General features: G+C 43.2%; 19 protein-coding genes. 18 read left to right on the top strand and 1 reads right to left on the bottom strand.

What is annotated here, in order from left to right:
- Positions 1–215 precede the first annotated feature (215 nt).
- Positions 216–1,820, top strand: coding sequence for a CTP synthase (locus tag CVD28_RS06750; RefSeq protein WP_101591611.1), 1,605 nt, complete (start codon positions 216–218; stop codon positions 1,818–1,820).
- Positions 1,821–1,994: 174 nt separating this feature from the next.
- Here the strand turns inward: CVD28_RS06750 and CVD28_RS06745 are convergent, their stop codons facing one another.
- Entirely contained in the window at positions 1,995–2,534 is a 540-nt protein-coding gene (locus CVD28_RS06745; protein ID WP_101591610.1) for a DUF2529 family protein, read from the bottom strand.
- Between the two features lie 311 nt (positions 2,535–2,845).
- On the opposite strand from CVD28_RS06745, the gene CVD28_RS06740 reads away from it, so the two are divergent.
- The 17 genes from CVD28_RS06740 (at position 2,846) to CVD28_RS06655 (ending at position 20,430) form a co-directional block, all read left to right on the top strand.
- Complete coding sequence (locus CVD28_RS06740) at positions 2,846–3,217, top strand: response regulator (RefSeq protein ID WP_101591737.1); 372 nt, start codon at positions 2,846–2,848, stop codon at positions 3,215–3,217.
- A 285-nt stretch (positions 3,218–3,502) separates the two neighbouring features.
- Positions 3,503–4,360, top strand: coding sequence for a class II fructose-bisphosphate aldolase (locus tag CVD28_RS06735; RefSeq protein WP_101591609.1), 858 nt, complete (start codon positions 3,503–3,505; stop codon positions 4,358–4,360).
- A 105-nt stretch (positions 4,361–4,465) separates the two neighbouring features.
- On the top strand, positions 4,466–5,116 hold the full coding sequence (gene fsa / locus CVD28_RS06730; protein ID WP_101591608.1) for a fructose-6-phosphate aldolase: 651 nt from the start codon (positions 4,466–4,468) through the stop codon (positions 5,114–5,116).
- A gap of 383 nt (positions 5,117–5,499) precedes the next feature.
- Entirely contained in the window at positions 5,500–6,783 is a 1,284-nt protein-coding gene (locus CVD28_RS06725) for a UDP-N-acetylglucosamine 1-carboxyvinyltransferase (RefSeq protein WP_101591607.1), read from the top strand.
- A 149-nt stretch (positions 6,784–6,932) separates the two neighbouring features.
- Complete coding sequence (gene glpX / locus CVD28_RS06720; protein ID WP_101591606.1) at positions 6,933–7,895, top strand: class II fructose-bisphosphatase; 963 nt, start codon at positions 6,933–6,935, stop codon at positions 7,893–7,895.
- Between the two features lie 850 nt (positions 7,896–8,745).
- The gene (rho, locus tag CVD28_RS06715) at positions 8,746–10,035 is read left to right on the top strand and encodes a transcription termination factor Rho (RefSeq protein ID WP_101591605.1); all 1,290 of its coding nucleotides are present in this window, start codon (positions 8,746–8,748) and stop codon (positions 10,033–10,035) included.
- Between the two features lie 194 nt (positions 10,036–10,229).
- A complete protein-coding gene (gene rpmE / locus CVD28_RS06710) occupies positions 10,230–10,442 on the top strand; it encodes a 50S ribosomal protein L31 (protein ID WP_101591604.1) in 213 nt (70 codons plus the stop codon).
- A 225-nt stretch (positions 10,443–10,667) separates the two neighbouring features.
- The gene (locus tag CVD28_RS06705) at positions 10,668–11,288 is read left to right on the top strand and encodes a thymidine kinase (protein WP_101591603.1); all 621 of its coding nucleotides are present in this window, start codon (positions 10,668–10,670) and stop codon (positions 11,286–11,288) included.
- A 370-nt stretch (positions 11,289–11,658) separates the two neighbouring features.
- Positions 11,659–12,117 (top strand): hypothetical protein, encoded by a 459-nt coding sequence (locus CVD28_RS06700; protein ID WP_101591602.1) that lies wholly within the window; start codon positions 11,659–11,661, stop codon positions 12,115–12,117.
- 81 nt (positions 12,118–12,198) lie between these two features.
- A complete protein-coding gene (gene prfA / locus CVD28_RS06695; RefSeq protein ID WP_101591601.1) occupies positions 12,199–13,269 on the top strand; it encodes a peptide chain release factor 1 in 1,071 nt (356 codons plus the stop codon).
- Complete coding sequence (gene prmC / locus CVD28_RS06690; RefSeq protein ID WP_101591600.1) at positions 13,262–14,131, top strand: peptide chain release factor N(5)-glutamine methyltransferase; 870 nt, start codon at positions 13,262–13,264, stop codon at positions 14,129–14,131. The genes prfA and prmC overlap by 8 nt, the downstream gene beginning before the upstream one ends.
- A 326-nt stretch (positions 14,132–14,457) precedes the next feature.
- A complete protein-coding gene (spoIIR, locus tag CVD28_RS06680; protein WP_101591599.1) occupies positions 14,458–15,228 on the top strand; it encodes a stage II sporulation protein R in 771 nt (256 codons plus the stop codon).
- A 372-nt stretch (positions 15,229–15,600) separates the two neighbouring features.
- Positions 15,601–16,050 carry a hypothetical protein gene (locus CVD28_RS06675; protein ID WP_101591598.1) on the top strand — a complete coding sequence of 150 codons (450 nt, stop codon included), beginning with the start codon at positions 15,601–15,603 and terminating at the stop codon, positions 16,048–16,050.
- 171 nt (positions 16,051–16,221) lie between these two features.
- Positions 16,222–17,265 carry an L-threonylcarbamoyladenylate synthase gene (locus tag CVD28_RS06670; protein WP_101591597.1) on the top strand — a complete coding sequence of 348 codons (1,044 nt, stop codon included), beginning with the start codon at positions 16,222–16,224 and terminating at the stop codon, positions 17,263–17,265.
- 127 nt (positions 17,266–17,392) lie between these two features.
- Positions 17,393–17,908: a manganese efflux pump MntP gene (locus tag CVD28_RS06665; protein ID WP_101591736.1), complete on the top strand. Its 516-nt coding sequence runs from the start codon at positions 17,393–17,395 to the stop codon at positions 17,906–17,908.
- A 726-nt stretch (positions 17,909–18,634) separates the two neighbouring features.
- Entirely contained in the window at positions 18,635–19,072 is a 438-nt protein-coding gene (locus CVD28_RS06660) for a low molecular weight protein arginine phosphatase (RefSeq protein WP_101591596.1), read from the top strand.
- Positions 19,073–19,137: 65 nt separating this feature from the next.
- A complete protein-coding gene (locus tag CVD28_RS06655) occupies positions 19,138–20,430 on the top strand; it encodes a methyl-accepting chemotaxis protein (RefSeq protein ID WP_441296801.1) in 1,293 nt (430 codons plus the stop codon).
- The last annotated feature ends 22 nt before the right edge of the window (positions 20,431–20,452 follow it).

Raw genomic sequence — 20,452 nt, 5'->3', positions numbered from 1 at the left:
ATTAAAACTCCGCTCCGGAAACAACCGGCTACGAAGGATATCTTAAGTGAATGGTGTTGGGTCTCCTGATTGTAACCGGGACCCTGCCGATTTTGAAAAGACAGGCCAATTGCAGAGTTTTCTAATAAAGACCGGGCTGAAAGGTAAAAATAAATCTGCTTAAACAAAATTATGTACTAGCGGGCATTTTTTATGAAAAAAGAGGGGGAAATAGTATGACTAAGTATATTTTTGTCACAGGAGGAGTTGTATCTTCTCTTGGTAAAGGGATTGTGGCAGCTTCTTTAGGGAGATTGTTAAAGAATCGCGGCCTGAATGTAACTATTCAAAAATTTGATCCATATATCAACCTTGATCCAGGAACAATGAGTCCTTATCAGCACGGTGAAGTTTTTGTTACGGATGATGGTGCGGAAACGGACTTGGACTTGGGTCACTATGAGCGCTTTATCGATATTAATCTTGGAAAGCACAGCAATGTGACAACAGGTAAAATTTATTCTACTGTATTGCGCAAAGAACGCCGCGGCGACTATCTTGGAGGCACAGTACAGGTTATCCCCCATATAACAAATGAAATTAAAGAGCGCGTTTTCAGGGCTGGGCATGAAACAAATGCGGACGTAGTCATTACTGAAATTGGTGGAACAGTAGGTGATATTGAGTCCCTGCCTTTCCTTGAAGCAATCCGCCAGATTAAAAGTGATATTGGCCGTGACAATGTAATGTATATCCATTGTACACTTGTCCCTTATATTAAAGCAGCGGGTGAAATGAAAACAAAACCAACACAGCACAGTGTTAAGGAACTTCGAAGCCTTGGTATTCAGCCAAATGTAATCGTGGTACGTACCGAAATGCCAATTTCCCAGGACATGAAGGATAAAATCGCTCTATTCTGTGATATTGATACAAAAGCAGTTATTGAGTGCCAGGATGCAGACACACTATATTCTATTCCTTTAGCGCTGCAGGATCAGAAGTTCGATCAGATTGTTTGTGACCATCTAAAACTTAACTGTGGAACAGCTGAAATGACTGAATGGAAAGCACTGGTTGAAAAAGTAACGAGTCTTTCTAATAAAACCAGAATCGCCCTTGTAGGGAAGTATGTTGAGCTGCAGGATGCCTACATTTCTGTTGCAGAATCTTTAAAGCATGCAGGATATGCCTTTGATTCAGAAATTGAGATCAAGTGGGTAAACTCCGAAGAGGTTAACCGCGAAAATGTTGCTGAGCTTCTCAGTGATGTTGACGGAATCCTTGTTCCAGGTGGATTTGGTGACCGCGGCATCGAAGGTAAAATTGCAACAACTGAATTTGCGAGGGTCAATAAAAAGCCTTTCTTTGGTATTTGCCTTGGCATGCAGCTGGCATCTGTAGAATTTGCCCGTAATGTTCTGGGGCTAGAAGGTGCACACTCCGCTGAGATTGACGCGGAAACACCATACCCGATCATTGATCTTCTTCCTGAACAGAAAGATGTCGAGGACCTTGGCGGAACGCTGAGACTTGGCCTTTATCCTTGTAAGCTTGTTGAAGGAACAAAAGCTTATGAGGCATATAACGATGAAGTGGTGTACGAGCGTCACCGCCACCGTTACGAGTTTAATAATCATTTCCGCCAGGCAATGGAAGCAAAAGGCTTTATCTTCTCAGGAACAAGTCCGGATGGGCGTTTGGTAGAGATCATTGAGCTTGAAGACCACCCTTGGTTTGTGGCTTGCCAATTCCACCCTGAATTTACTTCAAGGCCAACCCGCCCTCAGCCGCTTTTCCGCGACTTCGTAGAGGCATCACTAAAATTAAGCAAGAATTAAGCAGAACAGCAAAAACCTTGTCATGGATAGGCCATGACAAGGTTTTTTTACTTTATTGGGATTCCAGGCGATAGTTTTTGGGAATGTAAGCAGTGGTTCTGCCTTTAGATTTACTAGTGCGGAAAAGGTAAAACACTTTTTTGTTTTACGCTTCATTTCGTATGCTTTGTTGGCTTACTCCGCATTATATTCCTGTAAAATTTCTGCGAGGGTAAATTTTAATCCATAATAAGCAAAAAGCGCGGCCATTGAATAAGGCAATCCAATCCGGTTTCCTGTTTCGTCTGGAATAAGACCCTTAACAAGCTGGAGGTCAATATGGACATCAGCCATAGATGCAATGTTAGGCTCTTGGGCAGACTGATAGCCGGTTATGGCAATAAAAGGCGTATTCATATCGGATAATTTTTTCGCTGCCTCGATAGCGGAAGGCTCATTTGCATCCCGGGAAATCAAGATGACCCGGTCAGCAGGACCTGCAGCTGCCATTACGGCCTCACTTATCAGCAGTTTGACCTCAGGTTCGAAAGGCTCGGCACCATGAAGAGCTTCCAATGCCACTCCCTGCATTTCTCCAACTCCATGAATATATATAGTTCCTTCACCAAGTGCCCCTTGGGCTAGCAGGCGGGCTCCATCCTCAATGGCCATTTCTTCTTTATCAGAAATCCTTTTAAAAAGCCCAGTGAGCTGGGTAGTAAACATTTTAAGCATTGCAATTACTCCTTTATCATTGTCGGTGTAAACAGATTCATTATAAAACATAGCGGTTTTTCACGCTAATAGGGGCACAAATAAATATCTTTGTAATGGAATTATACCAGCTGAAGGAAAATAATTGAAAACAGACCCCGATAAAGAAGGATTATAAAGGGAATGAAACGAATATGTAAAAGTGGTAATTTAGAGAGATAAAGGTTCTTTAGCGGGTTAACAGGGTTAGTACTGACTAGGGAATTGGGTATAGAAGAGTAAGAATAAAAATGACTGGCCTTACGGATTGAAGAAGGGGGAAAGTGATGAGGATGGAGCAGAAAATCTTAATTGTAGATGATCAATTTGGTATTAGGATTTTATTAAATGAAGTCCTTCAAAAGGAAGGGTTTAAAACATTCCAAGCCGCCAATGGGGTTCAGGCGCTTAGTGTAGTTACAGACCATTCACCGGATCTTGTCCTGCTTGATATGAAAATACCGGGTATGGATGGCATTGAAATATTGAAGAGAATGAAAAAACTTGATCCGGACATAAGGGTGATTATCATGACTGCGTACGGCGAGCTTGATATGATTCAGGAAGCGAAGGATCTCGGAGCCATGACCCACTTTGCCAAGCCGTTTGATATTGATGATATAAGGAAAGCGGTAAGAGAGTATTTGCCAGTTCAAGCGGAATAATCGTAATGGGAGTTTCCTTTTCAGCTGCTGAAGGTAAAGCAGATTGAGGCAGATTTTCCCGGATTGGGTAATAGGATAATCCTTGCTCCAAATCCATACAATTCAATATATTTCGAATAAGTGTTTCATAAGTGAATTTCTTGCCGATTCTTTCTTGTACTGATATGCTAAAGGTGGATTGAGTAACCTCATTTAAGAATGTGTATAGCAGGCTCATTTTTGAGGGATTATTCTAAAAGAGATACTGCATTTGCAGAGCACTATCTACTATAAGGAGGAACCAAAATGCCTTTAGTATCAATGAAAGACATGCTTAACCAAGCTTTGGAAGGTAAGTATGCTGTCGGTCAGTTCAATATCAATAACCTGGAATGGACTCAAGCTATCCTAGCAGCTGCCGAACAGGAGAAATCCCCTGTAATCCTTGGGGTATCCGAGGGTGCAGCTCGCCATATGGGCGGTTTTAAGACAACGGTTATGATGGTGCAAGGCCTTTTAGAGGACATGAAAATTACGGTTCCTGTTGCTATTCATTTGGACCACGGTTCAAGCTTTGATAAGTGTAAGGAAGCGATTGATGCAGGTTTCACATCTGTTATGATTGATGCTTCTCACCACCCGTTAGAAGAAAACATCGAAACAACTTCAAAAGTTGTCGAATATGCACATTCTAAAGGTGTTTCTGTTGAGGCTGAATTAGGTGTTGTCGGCGGTCAGGAAGATGACGTAGTAGCAGATGGCGTTATTTATGCTGACCCGAAGGAATGTGAAGAGTTGGTCAAACGTACTGGAGTAGACTGTTTTGCACCTGCTCTAGGTTCAGTTCACGGTCCTTATAAAGGAGAACCAAACCTTGGCTTCAAAGAAATGGAAGAAGTTCGTGACGTAACAAACGTGCCTCTGGTTCTTCATGGAGGAACTGGAATCCCAACAAATGATATCAATAAGGCTATCTCTTTGGGAACTTCCAAAATTAATGTAAATACAGAAAATCAAATTGCATTCACAAAAGCAGTACGTGAAGTATTAAACAGCAATTCAGAGGTTTACGATCCGCGTAAATTTATCGGACCTGGCCGTGATGCCATTAAAGAAACAGTGGTCGGCAAAATCCGCGAGTTCGGCTCTGCTGGAAAAGCTTAATCATTTTATGAATAATTACAGAAACCGCCTAAGCTTTTAAGGCGGTTTCCTTTTAATTAGATAATAAAGAAAATTAAAACTATAAGTGTGAGTGGAGGAACAGCAATGAAGTTTTTTATTGATACTGCAAATATGGAAGAAATACGTGAAGCACACTCTTTAGGAATTTTAGCAGGAGTAACAACCAATCCCTCTTTAGTTGCAAAGGAAAAGAATGTATCTTTCCATGACCGCTTAAGAGAAATTACCTCACTTGTTAAAGAATCGGTGAGCGCTGAAGTTATTTCTCTCGACTATGAAGGAATGATGAAAGAGGCAAGGGAGCTGGCGGAAATTGCTCCCAACATTACGATTAAGGTGCCAATGACTCCCGATGGATTGAAAACTGTTGCAGCACTGACCAAAGATGGAATTAAAACAAATGTGACCCTTATTTTCAGCGCCAATCAGGCTCTCCTTGCAGCAAGGGCAGGAGCAACCTATGTATCTCCGTTCCTTGGAAGGCTGGATGATATCGGCTTTAACGGACTTCAGCTAATTTCTGACATTGCAGACATTTTTGCAATCCATGGAATTGAGTCGGAAATTATTGCAGCTTCTATCCGCCATCCAATGCATGTCACGGAAGCAGCATTAAAAGGGGCTCATATTGCAACCGTTCCATTAAAAGTAATCATGCAGCTATTTAACCATCCGCTTACGGAAAAAGGCATTGACGCCTTCCTTGCAGACTGGAATGCAAGATCCGGATCATAATTTTTCCTTAACAGCAGCTCCACGCACAAGCAGTGAAATAAGAAGCAGAATCAGTGTTTTCAATCTAGCGCAAGGAACCATGCCCGCACTATAAGAATAATTTTACAAAAGCATTTGCCGCAGCAGGCAGGCTATAAATTAATTCAATGATAGCCTGCCAGCTATACTGCTGTTCCTTTTAATACGGTATTTTCATATTACATATGGCCTATTTTTATTTTTTTTCCATATTTCTACATGACTTTCTGTTTTTTGTGTAAACTATATAAAAATAGATAGGAAATATGCAATAATATGATTATTCATGTTGGAAAATAATACCTAATAATAAGGTATTTATCACAAATATACTCTATACTGCTATGCGTGAAAGGGAGTTTGTTATGGAAAAACTAAAAATTTCCGGCGGATACCCATTAAAGGGAAGCATTCGTGTAAGCGGTGCTAAAAATAGTGCGGTTGCGCTGATTCCTGCAACGATTTTGGCTGATTCTCCCGTGAAAATCGAAGGGCTGCCGGATATTTCTGATGTTGAAATCCTGAAGGGGCTGTTAGAGGAAATCGGCGGGACTGTATCATTGAATGATGATGAAATGTCCGTGGATCCAAGCAGGATGATTTCAATGCCGCTTCCAAATGGAAGAGTCAAGAAGTTAAGGGCTTCCTATTATTTAATGGGAGCGATGCTTGGCAGATTTAAAAAAGCTGTTATTGGATTGCCGGGAGGCTGCCATTTGGGACCAAGGCCAATTGACCAGCATATCAAAGGATTTGAAGCACTTGGAGCACAGGTCACGAATGAGCAGGGAGCGATTTATCTCCGAGCGGACGAGCTTAGGGGTGCCCGTATCTATCTTGATGTAGTGAGTGTAGGAGCAACAATTAACATTATGCTGGCTGCCGTTAAGGCAAAAGGAAGGACAATCATCGAGAATGCGGCAAAAGAGCCGGAAATAATTGATGTCGCAACGCTGCTGACAAATATGGGAGCCAATATTAAAGGTGCAGGAACTGATATTATCCGTATAGATGGTGTGGAACACCTGCATGGCTGCAGGCACACCATAATTCCTGACCGTATTGAGGCCGGTACATTTATGATTCTTGCTGCAGCTGTGGGGGAGGGCATTGTAGTTGATAATGTTATTCCTCAGCATCTGGAATCTGTTACTGCCAAACTTAGGGAAATGGGAGTAAACGTGGAGGCGGGTGATGACCAGATCTTTGTTTCGCCTGGCTCCGGATTCAAAGCTGTCGATATAAAGACTCTGGTGTATCCTGGATTTCCAAATGATTTGCAGCAGCCATTTACTTCGCTGCTCACAAAAGCTGCGGGATCAAGTGTCGTAACTGATACGATTTATGGTGCACGGTTTAAGCATATTGACGAGCTGCGCCGCATGAACGCCAATATTAAAGTAGAAGGCAGGTCCGCCATTATTAATGGTCCGGCCCAGCTTCAGGGAGCAAAGGTGAAGGCGAGCGACCTTAGGGCGGGAGCTGCCCTCGTAGTGGCTGGGCTGATGGCAGAAGGAATCACAGAAGTGACAGGCCTTGAACATATCGATAGAGGATATAGCAATCTGGTTGAAAAACTTACTGGACTTGGTGCTACGATCTGGCGTGAGAAAATGACAGCCGACGAAGTAGAACAGCTAAAGAACTAGTACTTCGATGCCCGTTTGAAAAAGTCTGTACCGGACATTTCATCGTAAAAAGCTTTAAGTTCAATCTCTAATTATGTTACATTATTTCCTCGAATGTGTTACACTATTCACGGATAAAGTTGATGCTGATGTACTGAGGAGGAACATATATGGAGAGAAGCTTATCAATGGAGCTTATACGAGTTACGGAAGGTGCTGCACTTGCATCGGCCCGCTGGATGGGAAGAGGCAAAAAAGATGAGGCTGATGATGCGGCTACTTCCGCAATGCGTGACGTTTTCGACACGGTTCCAATGAAAGGTACCGTTGTGATAGGTGAAGGCGAAATGGATGAGGCACCTATGCTTTATATCGGTGAAAAATTGGGAACCGGTTACGGTCCCCGTGTCGATGTTGCAGTGGATCCTTTAGAGGGGACAAACATCGTCGCATCTGGCGGGTGGAATGCCCTGGCTGTGCTAGCCATAGCGGATCATGGAAATCTCCTGCATGCCCCTGATATGTATATGGATAAAATTGCTGTTGGACCTGAGGCGGTCGGACAAATTGATATAAATGCTTCTGTAATTGATAACTTAAGAGCAGTAGCGAAAGCAAAGAATAAAGATATCGAGGATGTTGTGGCAACTGTCCTAAACAGACCTCGCCATGACAAGATCATTAAAGAACTTCGTGAAGCAGGTGCACGCATAAAACTGATCAATGATGGCGATGTTGCAGGAGCAATCAATACGGCATTTGATCAGACTGGTGTGGACATTCTATTCGGTTCAGGAGGCGCGCCGGAAGGAGTTCTTGCGGCTGTAGCTTTGAAATGCCTCGGCGGTGAAATCCAGGGCAAGCTGCTTCCGCAAAACGAAGAGGAAGCAGTGCGCTGCCTGAAGATGGGTATCGACGTTCAAAAGGTGTTAAGGATGGAAGACCTTGTCCGCGGTGATGATGCAATTTTTGCTGCAACCGGTGTAACGGACGGGGAACTTCTGCGCGGGGTACAATTTAAAGGTACATACGGAGAAACACACTCCGTCGTTATGCGCGCTAAATCCGGAACTGTCCGCTTCATTGACGGACGGCATAGCCTGCACAAGAAGCCGAACCTTGTTATACGATAGACCTCAAGAATGTTCTTATTCCTCAAAGAATTGATAATTATTAAATAAAAATAATCCTTCCTGTGTTTCAAAACCATTGAAAGTGGATATTTTGATAAGGAAGGATTTTGACAGGGCGAGCGGATAGGCGCTCGCTTTTTCTTGCTAGATAAGTAATTAACAATTTTCAACGTGTACAGATGTCTAGCTCCAGCGCCCAGCAACTTTTTTTCCGTAGGAAAATAAAGCTCCGACGCACAGGACAAGGAACGCTACGGCAGCGATACATCGCACGAAACAAAGCGTCAGCTTTGTGAGGACGTGCTAGTGCCGACGTCGCCTCAGGAAGTGGCGATTTTAGCAGTTCTTCCTCTAAGAGGATGGGCGCTTCCGCTTTTCTGCTAGATAAGAAAAGAAACATTTTCAACGTGTACAGATGTCTAGCTCCAGCGCCCAGCCCCTCGAGGTCATAAGCCAATCGCTTCGGAAGGCAAAAAGCGCCTTCTGTCAGCGCTTGTCTTATGCTTGTCGGAGGCCCACAGGACGTGGGTCAGAACGGCGTTGCCACAGGACGTGGCGATTTTAGCCGTTCTTCCTCTAAGAGAATGGGCGCTTCCGCTTTTCTTAACAAAATATTTAAGTTGAATATTTAGTATAAAGAAAGTAAAATAAAGTTTGTTTTTATTTCTTCATTCAAACTCCAAGAAAGCCTTCAATTATTTCTTCATTACTTTTTTAAGAATGAAAAAATCCTTTCTTAGTTTCATATGAAAAACAGCCGTTTCCTCCAGGGCAAGGGCGAGTTTTCTATTGCATCCCTTACTTTTAGGAATGGATGTTGCTTCTTAATTTTATAAAGTGTGGTGTCATAATGAGTTTAACTATTTCCAATTTAGAGAACATGAAGCTGAAGGATTTGTATGAACACGCACGTACGTACAAAGTGTCATACTATAGTAAGCTTTCCAAGAAAGAATTGATATTTGCTATTTTAAAAGCTCAGGCAGAGCAGGACGGACTCCTATTTATGGAGGGCGTGCTGGAAATTATACCGTCTGAAGGATTTGGCTTCTTGCGGCCAATCAATTATTCCCCAAGTTCTGAGGATATTTATATCTCTGCATCCCAAATCCGCAGGTTTGACTTGAGGAATGGAGACAAGGTATCCGGTAAGGTTAGGCCTCCGAAGGAAAACGAGAGGTATTACGGGCTTTTGCATGTTGAAGCCGTAAATGGCGAAGAGCCTGAATCTGCGAAGGAGCGTGTGCATTTTCCTGGTTTGACGCCTTTATACCCAAATAGGCAAATCAAGCTTGAAACAGCTCATAAAAACCTGTCGACCCGTATTATGGATGTCATTTCTCCTGTGGGATTCGGACAGCGCGGACTGATCGTTGCACCGCCAAAAGCAGGTAAGACAATGCTGTTAAAGGAAATTGCCAACTCCATTACAACAAATCATCCTGAGGCCGAGCTGATCGTCCTCTTGATAGATGAACGTCCAGAAGAAGTAACCGATATCGAACGCTCTGTTGCGGGGGATGTTGTCAGCTCTACTTTTGATGAGGTGCCTGAAAACCATATCAAGGTAGCTGAATTGGTGCTGGAACGCGCTATGCGCCTTGTTGAGCACAAACGGGATGTCATTATCCTGATGGACAGTATTACCCGCTTAGCCAGAGCTTATAATCTGGTTATTCCTCCAAGCGGACGGACTCTTTCCGGAGGGATTGATCCTGCTGCATTCCATAGGCCTAAACGGTTCTTCGGGGCAGCAAGGAATATTGAAGAAGGCGGCAGTTTGACCATCCTGGCAACGGCTCTTGTTGATACTGGATCCCGTATGGATGATGTGATTTATGAGGAATTTAAAGGAACCGGAAATATGGAGCTTCACCTTGACAGAACTCTGGCAGAACGACGCATCTTCCCTGCCATCGACATTAGAAGGTCTGGCACAAGGAAAGAAGAGCTCCTTATCCAGAAAGATCATCTGGATAAGCTGTGGGCGATCCGAAAAACAATGTCAGATACCCACGATTTTGCCGAGAAGTTTTTGCGTAAATTAAAACAAACAAAGAGCAATGAAGATTTCTTCAGCAAGCTTGACGAAGAAATGAAGACGGTAGCAGCGGGTGGATCAAAACGCAGCACAAATTAAATTGCTGCACATTGTTGTCAGCCCTGTCGTATGCATAAGCATTTGACAATCTATTGGGAAAAACACTTGCATTTCATTGTTCCAGCCAGTATAATGAAGATAATGTGTTCTAATAAATCTGCGAGGAACAAGTTTCCCGCATTGCAGTATATAACTCTGTCTCGAATGATTCAGGGCGGAAGGAGATGAAAAGAATGAAAGCTGGAATTCATCCAAATTACAAAAAGATTACTGTAACTTGTGCTTGCGGTAATACATTTGAAACTGGTTCTGTTAAAAATGAGGTACGCGTTGAGACTTGCTCTGAGTGCCACCCATTCTATACTGGCCGTCAAAAGTTCGCTGAGGCTGGCGGACGTGTAGACCGTTTCAACAAAAAATACGGCATTAAGCAACAACAACAATAATAATATCAATAACTACTGCAAAAACAGGCAAGGTAAGTCTATCTTGCCTGTTTTTTTCTTTGGATATATTTAGAATTCAAACATTACATAGAAGTCGATGGGCTGCTAAGGATAATATTCCTTATAGCAGGGGAAGCTTTGGTGTGATTGAATAACTAGTGTGGAAAAATATATATGGTTATTGGCCTATTAATATATAAGCGTTCTGAAAGGAGAGACCGTTTCGTGTACGTAATGAAACAAACCGGCTGGATTGAAGTAATTTGCGGCAGTATGTTTTCCGGTAAATCTGAAGAATTGATAAAGCGGGTTCGCCTTGCGCAATTTGCTAAACAAAACATCGCGGTGTTTAAACCGGTGCTCGATAACAGATATGCGGAGGAATCTGTTGTTTCTCATAACGGAAATTCTGTAATGGCAAAACCGGTTGCCCTTTCGACTGATATTTTCGCGAATCTTGAGGAAGGGTTGGACATCATTGCAATTGATGAAGTGCAATTCTTTGATGAAGAAATTATAGAAGTTGCCCAGCATCTTGCCGATAGCGGATATCGGGTTATACTTGCCGGTTTGGATCAGGATTTCCGTGGAGAACCATTCGGTCCTATGCCTGCACTTCTGTCCGTGGCCGAATCTGTGACCAAGCTTCAGGCGGTATGTGCAGTCTGCGGCTCTCCGTCAAGCAGAACGCAGCGGCTGATTAATGGGGCCCCGGCTTCCTTTGATGACCCCGTTATCCTGGTAGGTGCTTCAGAGGCATATGAGCCGCGCTGCAGGCATCATCATGAAGTACCCGGAAAGGGCGAGCGGATCCAAAAGCCCTCCGACATATTGAAACTTCGTTAAAAAAACTGCTCAAAGACAATGTCTTTGACAGTTTTTTTGTTTAACGACTTAGTAAACCTCTTTTTACAAGTACAGATGCCTAGCTCCGGCGCCCAGCAACTTTTTTTACGAAGTAAAAATAAAGCTGCTTTTTTTGTATGAAAATAAAGCCCCGACAAACAGGACATAGGCACGTTTCGGCAGCGATACATCTCAGGATACAAAGCGTTAGCTTTGTGAGAATGTGCTGGCGTCCGCGTTTGGAACAGGACTGAGGCTGTAAGGGGTTTATGTTACAACCCTGCGTTTGTTTTAACCAGGGCGCTTGCGCTTTTCTTTAAATACTAGCCTCTTTGTTAGGAAAGAATAAATAACAGGAGGTGTGTGTCAGATGAAAAGAATGTTATTTTTCATCCTGTTAGCAGCGCTTTTCACTTTGGGCGCATGCAATACAAAGAATGAATCTATAAACACTAAGATTCATGATAAGGATGGAGTCCGTACCATATCAAATGATAACGCCAGAAATGGCAATGATGCTGATTTACAGGATCCTGCCGGTGAATTGCCTTTGGAGGAAAATCCGAATATGCTCAATATGTCAGGCGATAATAACCCGACGCTTGAGGATTCGGCAACAAAGGCAAAGGATGTTATCAACCGCCAGACGGGTTATGAGGCAGGAGCTGTATGGATAAATGGGGGAGATATGACTGTTACGGTTCATAAAAAAGGTGCGTTTGAAGGCAATCAGGAAAGAAAGCGTGAACAGGATCGTCTTCACAGGCTCCTAATAAAAGCTTTGCCTCGATATAATATAGAAGTTAATCTGGAAGAGAACGGCAGGTAAGATAAATCCCGAATGTTTTTGACGTTGACAATTCACCTATACTATAATAGATGTTATGGATAAAACTACGAGGTGAATACTGTGTTAGATCGTCTGCAAGCAGTTGAAGATAGATATGAAAGATTAAATGAATTATTAAGTGACCCTGAAATCATCAATGATACGAACAAATTAAGAGAATATTCCAAGGAGCAGGCAGGTATCCAGGAGACTGTGATGGCTTATAAGGAATACAAAACTGTACGCGAACAATACCAGGACGCAAAGGCAATGCTTGAAGAAAAGCTGGATGCCGAAATGCGTGAAATGGTAAAAGAAGAAGTAGGCGAGCTCGAAGAACGGATGGAAGAGCTTGAGGCAAGACTGAAGATCCTGTTAATCCCAAAGGACCCTATGGATGATAAAAACGTAATCATGGAAATCCGCGGGGCTGCAGGCGGCGATGAAGCTGCGCTGTTTGCCGGAAGCCTATACCGCATGTATAGCCGCTTCGCGGAGGCGCAAGGGTGGAAGACGGAAGTTATGGAAGCGAATCCCACAGGGCTGGGCGGTTTTAAGGAAATCATTTTCATGATCAATGGCAATGGAGCATATTCCAAGCTTAAATTCGAAAATGGCGCCCATCGGGTTCAGCGTGTTCCTGAGACTGAATCAGGAGGCCGTATCCATACATCCACAGCCACTGTAGCGGTATTGCCTGAAGCGGAAGAAGTTGAGGTCGATATTCATGAAAAAGATGTGCGTGTCGATACATTTGCTTCAAGCGGTGCAGGAGGACAGAGTGTTAACACAACGATGTCAGCTGTCCGGATGACTCACCTTCCAACCGGTATCACTGTTTCCATGCAGGATGAGAAATCGCAAATCAAAAATAGGGAAAAAGCGATGAAGATCCTTCGTGCTCGTGTATATGACAAGTACCAGCAGGAAGTACAAGCTGAATATGACGAGAATAGGAAGCTTGCTGTCGGGACCGGTGACCGTTCTGAACGGATCCGGACTTATAATTTCCCGCAAAATCGTGTAACAGACCATAGAATTGGTTTAACCATTCAAAAGCTTGATCAGGTTATCGAAGGAAAGCTTGACGAAGTCATTGATGCTCTTATGTTAGAGGACCAGGCTTCCAGGCTGCAAAATGCAGATGACTAATCCTGGATGGAAGGTATATGAAGCCCTGAATTGGGCTTCTTCTTATTTAAAGGATTCAAAACGGGATGAAAATGCCGGGGAAATCCTCCTCCGGCATTTTTTGCAAATGGAAAGATCGGGTCTGTTTGCGAACTTTCACACAGAGATTCCTGATCCAATTCAAGTAAAGTTTAAAAAAGCAGTGGAACTTCACGTTCAGGGTACCCCGATCCAGCATATTATCGGACATGAAGATTTCTATGGAAGAAGCTTTAAGGTGAATGGAGAGGTACTAATTCCAAGACCTGAAACCGAAGAGCTGATTTATCATATCCTAAGGAAAATCCCATCTTTATCTGGAGGGGAAACCGAATTAAGCCTTTTGGATGTTGGGACAGGGAGCGGTGCAATTGCTATTACAATGAAGCTGGAGCAGCCTGCCCTTGCTGTAACGGCCACTGATATTGCTGAAGCTTCTCTTGAAGTTGCGAATGAAAATGCTGCTATCCTGGGAGCTGATGTCAGGTTTGTTTGCGGTGATTTGCTGCAGCCGTTGATCGAAAAGAAAGAAACGTTTGATATCGTCTTATCAAATCCTCCATATATTCCGCTTCAGGATAAAGAGTGGATGTCCGAGGTTGTGACGGAGCACGAACCTCATCGTGCCTTGTTTGCGGGTGAAGATGGACTGGACTTTTACAGGCGCTTTATGGAAGAACTGCCGCTTGTGTTGCGGAAGCCTGGTCTTATTGGATTTGAAGTTGGAACAGGACAGGGAGACAGTGTTGCAGGTATGCTGCGCAAAACTTTTCCAAACGCATTGATTTCCGTTGAATATGATATAAATGGCAAGGACCGCATGGTATTTGCAGAATTGAGTTGAATTTATTGAAAAAACGCCTCATAGCCTGGGAAACTAGGCTTGAGGCGTTTTTTTCTTTGCTGTGTTAAAGCTCATTGTCGATTTTGCTACTATGTTGATTGGAGCGGAAGGCGTGAGACTCCTGCGGGAATAACGGGTCAAGGGAGACCCCACAGGCGCAAAGCGCCGAGGAGGCTCCCGAACCGCCCGCGGAAAGCGAGTGCCTGGAGCGGAAATCAACAGCCAAGGTTAACAGAGCCTTTTCTTTAGAAAAAAATTTCATTTTGCTAGTTTAAGATAAAAGAAATCAGGCCAGACTGTAAGTGTGAAAGGGAGGAGCGAAAAACATGAACAAAAAATACATTCCATTAGCTTATCTATTAATCTTAACGATCGGTACGATCTTAAGTTTATATATGCCAAAACAAGAGACTGCGTCTGCCGAAGAAACGTTGGTAATTCCAAAAGAGGCTATTCGCCTGCGTATACTGGCAAATAGCGATAAACAGAAAGATCAGGATATTAAGCGGCTGATCAGAGACGAAGTAAATGCGGATATTTCCGAATGGGTGAAGGATTTAACTTCTCTGGACGACGCAAGAAACGTAATTGAGTCCCATCTGCCGGATATTCAAAAAACAGCCGAGCAAGTGGTTCATGAGAATGGTGTCAGCCAAACGGTGAAGGTAGATTTTGGACGGGCGAGCTTTCCGACGAAGCTTTATGGACAATATCTGTATCCTGCAGGAGAATATGAAGCAATCGTGATTACACTTGGTGAGGGAGAAGGAGCTAACTGGTGGTGCGTACTGTTCCCGCCGCTTTGCTTTCTTGATTTTTCAAACGGGACAGCTGTCAGCCAGAGCCCTATGAACGATGAACAGCCGGTAAGCGAAAAGGAGTTACAGACAGAGGTGGCACCAGCAGCGGAAAAAAGCAGTGAGACACAACTTCCGGAAGCTAGTGTAGCCGTTGAAGAAAATGATAAGTCTATTAGTAAACATGAAAAGAAGGAACAAGTTGTTGCTCAGGCTCAAGAGCCGGTATACGTTGAGCAGGATGAACAGCCAATAAAAGCTAAATTCCTTATTTTAGAGCTTTTTGAAGATATATTTTAATAATTAGAAAGAATGGATCGCTTTTCCTTACCGGGAATGCGGTCTTTTCTTTTTTTAAGAGTAAATTTTGAAAGCAATCCGCCTAAGGAACTAGTGCCGTTAGCCGGATTTTAGCAGTTGTTAAGTCAATAATTATAGAAAGGACGCTGACAATTTTTCAAAAAAGTTATCCGTCCACAAAGGCAATAAATTCATCCACAAAATGTGGATATTACACTATCTTCTGAGATTTTAAGCTTTATTTGTGAATAAATTTATTTTTTATAAAAATTCTTATCCACAAAACATCCACTGTTCTCAAATCTATTAAGGTTCTTTTTTAATAGATTGTGCATAACTTAGAGTAAAAGCATAGAAAGTGGAGGTACGTAAATGAACATTCAATTTCGAAGTACAGAAGCTTCTGATATAAAGGAACTTGAGGATTTCTATCGGATCGCGGGGATCAGTTCCGAGGGTGTAAGGGAAAACTATCAATTCTATTTATTAGCAGAAAATGAAGCGGGCAAAAAATTTGCGGCAATTGGCATGGAGCCGCTGCGGCAGATTGCGCTGTTAAGGTCATTTGTTTTTGATCGGTCTTTCCCGATTGAACGAATACCTGCAATGCTCCAGCAAGTTCTTTGGCTTGCACAAGCCCGGGGGCTTGAGTCGGTATTTCTTGCAACCGATAAGGAGTCGTCCTTGTTTTTATTTGAAACGCTGGGTTTTAGCAGGAAGGAGTATGATCAGCTTCCTTCTGAATTGTTTTCTTCTTCCAGTGTCACAGAACTTATTCACAAAAAGTCAGCCGTCTTTATGTGTAAAACGTTTTCACTATAACTAAATATCCACAAAGTTATCCACTTTTTAACTGTAATTATCCACAATTTGTGGATAAACCTTGTTTTAACAGCAGTCTTCTTTTATACTTTCAAAGTAACTTTTTTGTAAAACTCCAGAAATAAATGTAATTATATAATAAGTAGAGAACTTAAATAGAAGGTGCTATAAATGAATACAAAAAAATGGACTGTGGATAAACATGTGGACAATCTGAAGGATTATCCACAAATAACGGAACCTGCTGAATTGTTAATAACGAATGAACTTGTTGCTTTCCCCACAGAAACAGTATATGGCCTTGGAGCGAATGCCAAGAGCGACGAAGCTGTGGAAAAAATTTATTTGGCAAAGGGCCGTCCATCAGATAACCCGCTGATTGTACATATTGCCTCTAAAGAACAGCTGCAGCAAATTGCAGATGAAGTCCCTTCCAAAGCGGAATCACTGATCGATGCGTTTTGGCCTGGTCCTTTAACGCTAGTTTTGAAGAAAAAGCAAGGGGTTCTGTCCGGGCGGGTAACAGCCGGATTAGACTCAGTAGCTGTCCGCATGCCTGATCATCCTGTTGCTTTAAGCCTGATTGCCGCTGCCAATATCCCGATTGCCGCACCGAGTGCCAATACCTCTGGCCGTCCGAGTCCTACGAACGCCCAGCATGTGCTGGATGACTTAGAAGGCAAAATAGCCGGGATTGTGGATGGAGGTTCAACAGGTGTGGGACTTGAATCCACAGTTGTGGATTGCACGGAAGCAATCCCAGTCATTCTTCGTCCAGGAGGAGTAACGAAGGAAGAGATTGAATCAGTCGTTGGAGCTGTAAGAGTGGATGAAGCCCTTAAAAATGCAGCGGCAGCTCCGAAATCACCTGGCATGAAATATACGCATTATGCGCCTAAAGCAGACTTTTTCCTGGTGAAAGGTGAACCATCCTTTATCCAGAAGCTTATTGATGAAAACAAAGCTAATGGTTTGAGAACAGGCGTATTTACCACTTCTGAAAAAAAGGAAATGTACAAAGCTGACGTTATTATCGCCCCAGCCGCTGAAGGAGACTTAAAGAAGATAGCGGCCAGCCTGTATGCTACCTTGCGCACCTTTGATGAAAAAGAGGTCGATATCATATACGGAGAAGTATTTTCAGAAGCAGGCTTAGGAAGCGCCATTATGAACCGCCTTTTAAAAGCGGCCGGCCACCGCGTAATCGAGCAGTAAGCCTCAAAAAATCTTGGACATGTTTTAATTCTAATTGGCCTCTGACAAGCATACTCTGTTTGTAGGCAAGTCCAAGGAGGTAAAAGAGGTGAATTCGTTTGCTGGAGAATTGTTTACGCTGCTATTAATGGCATTTGCGCTGGGGATGGATGCCTTTTCAGTAGGATTGGGAATGGGAATGTTTAAGCTCAGACTGAAACAAATCTTCCTTATCGGTTTGACAGTAGGGGTCTTCCATGTTTTCATGCCGCTATTGGGAATGGCGGCTGGCCGGTTTATTTCTGGACAATTTGGTACCTTCGCCGCCTATGCGGGAGGAATCCTGCTAGTAATCTTAGGACTGCAAATGTTTTACTCGGGATTAAAAGGCGGTGAAGAGACTCTTCTTGCTCCAGTAGGGGCCGGCTTATTTGTGTTTGCATTAAGTGTCAGCCTGGACAGCTTCTCGGTCGGCTTGACTCTTGGAATATATGGGGCACGGACGGTAGTCACCGTTATTTGCTTCGGGGCCGCCGCTGCAATTCTCACATGGCTTGGGCTGCTGGTCGGCAGAAAAGTTCAGGGGATCCTTGGAGTGTACAGTGAAATACTGGGAGGAAGCATATTGTGTGCCTTCGGAATTAAATTGCTATTTTCAATGTGAAATTAATAGCTAGTAAAGTGCAGAACCCTGGCATTTGGGGACTGACCCCATAAAGTGAGACAAATAAAAACACCTTCAAGTTGAAAAACGGGTATGGAATACCTAATAAACAACTTGGAGGTGTTTTTTCTATGGGTACTTGAGTGAGTTATCCAGCAGAAGTGAAAATGAAGGCAGTTGAAATGAGACTGGGAGGAGTGCCTGTTAAAGAAGTGATGGATCAATTACAGATTAAAACAAATCGCAACTGAAAACCTGGATGCGTTGGTATAAAAACGGGGAAATCCATCTATTTGATCAGCCAGTGGGAAAACAGGCACATCCTATGAAACAGGGTTTGGGTGAGCGAAAATAAAAGAAGAACTGCTCATAATTGGACAAAGACAGCCGATATAAGGGAAAGAGCCTATTTAATTATTCTGTGAAATTCGTTGGTCAGTTGCGTGCTTATTTTTAGGCTATTCAAGCTCCTTGTTTATTTTGCTGCATGTTGATTGCAGCGGAAGGTGCGATACTCCTCGAAAATGCTTCGCATTTCCTTCGTGCGGTGTTTTTTCAAGGATGCTTATTCAACGTCCTGCGGAAGGCGGGCGCGTGGAGTGGGAATCAACTGCTAAGGTCAACAGCGCCTATTTTAAAATAGGTCTTTGGAAACAAAGACCAAATGAATTATAATGGACAATAGAGAAACGTAAGCGAAATGCGGGATAAAGGAGGCTTGCAGGAATGATTCGTGTTCTATTTGTTTGCACAGGAAATACATGCAGAAGTCCGATGGCTGAAGCAATTTTAAAGAGCAAAAATATACCAGGCATAGAAGTGAAATCAGCAGGAGTTTTTGCAGCAGAAGGGGATGCTGCTTCCCGCTACGCCAAGGAGGTTATGGACCTTAACTCCATTGTTCATGAGCATTCTTCTACGACGTTGTCCCCCGCTGAGATAGAGTGGGCAACACATATTTTTACGATGACAGAGAGCCATAAGTCAATCATACAGGACTTATATCCCCAGGCCATTGAAAAAACATTCACCATAAAAGAGTTTATTGTAGGCAGTCAGGGCGACAGAGACATTTCCGATCCGTTTGGAGGTTCCCTCGCCACCTACAAGAAAACCTTTCAAGAGCTGGAAAGCCTGATCAGCCAGCTGCCCGAAAAATTATAGAGAACAAAAAGGCATGCGAGGCTGACAAAAGGATAAAGAAGGATTGGGAGATAAAAGGGGGAGAAATTGTGTCTGAAAAGAAAACTTACAAATTTAGCTTGCGCAAAAAATTGGTGGTCTTCATTACAGCTTTGGCGCTTATCACTTACGGTACGTCAGAAGTGTTTATTTATGTGATTTATCCGAGGTTTTTCAGCGGGATTAATGAGGCGCTCTACAATGTTGCAATCCTATCGTTAGGGATCATATGGTCAGGGATTTTGGCATTTTTCGCTGCGGGATTTATCACCAAACCGCTAGAAAAACTGGAAAGGGTAGCGTTGAAAGCGGCAGATGGAAACATCAAGGAAGATGTAGAGGTTTCGAAATCAGATGATGAGATTCGCTCGCTTGGAATTGCGTTTAACCATATGCTGTTTAACTTAAGAGAAATGGTTCAAAGCATTGATGAAAACTTCCGCGAAACTAATGATAAGGTAATCTCGATTTCTAAAGAATCTTCACGTGCGGCAGAACAGGCAGAAAATATCGCCAGAACGATTGAAGAAATATCAATGGGTGCAGACAATTCAGCAGTCTCCATTCAAAACACGGCTGAATCCGTAGAGGATGTCATTTTAATTGCTAAAGAAGTGCAGGACAAAGCACAGGCTTCTGCCCAAACATCGAGTGAAATGGTTAATGAGCTGATGAACAGCAAAGAAGTTATCCATTCCTTAATTGCCGGCATCCAGCATCTGGCCAAAGAAAACCAGGATTCACTGCAGTCGGTAAAACGGCTGGAAGATAATGCGAAGAAGGTTGAGCAAATTATCCAGCTTGTTGGCGACATCGCTGCCCAGACTAATTTGCTTGCCTTAAATGCATCTATTGAAGCAGCGCGGGCAGGGGAGCATGGAAAAGGATTCGCAGTAGTTGCTGAAGAGGTTCGCCTTCTTGCTGATGAAAGCGCCAAGGCGGTACAAGGAATATCTTCTCTAATCCAGAATATCCAGCAGGAAGTTCAGGGAGTAGTGAAGCAAATAAGCGAACAGGTTGAGTCGGCTAATAGCGAAGCGAAAAAAGGAGCAGAAACAAATGCGGTCATTGAGGAAATGACGAAAACGGTCAACAAGGTTGCAGCGGCCGTTCAGGATATTACCGGACTGGTTGACCGCCAGATGAATACCATTCAGCAAACAGCGAGCCAATCGGAGGAGGTTGCGGCAATTGCAGAACAAACCTCTGCTGGAGCAGAAGAAGTAACGTCTGCTACACAGGATCAGGCTGATGTAATTGAAAACGTCGAAGTATTAGCAAATGATTTGAAGGCGCAAGCTGAAAAACTGCAGCAAACAATTATTCGATTCCAGGTTTAAAGCAATTTTAAATCTATTAATT

This window comes from Bacillus sp. M6-12 (assembly GCF_002860285.1).
In the GTDB taxonomy this organism is placed as follows: domain Bacteria; phylum Bacillota; class Bacilli; order Bacillales; family DSM-1321; genus Peribacillus.
The sequence above is the reverse complement of the archived record's forward strand: the minus strand, read 5'-3'. Positions and strand labels throughout refer to the sequence as shown.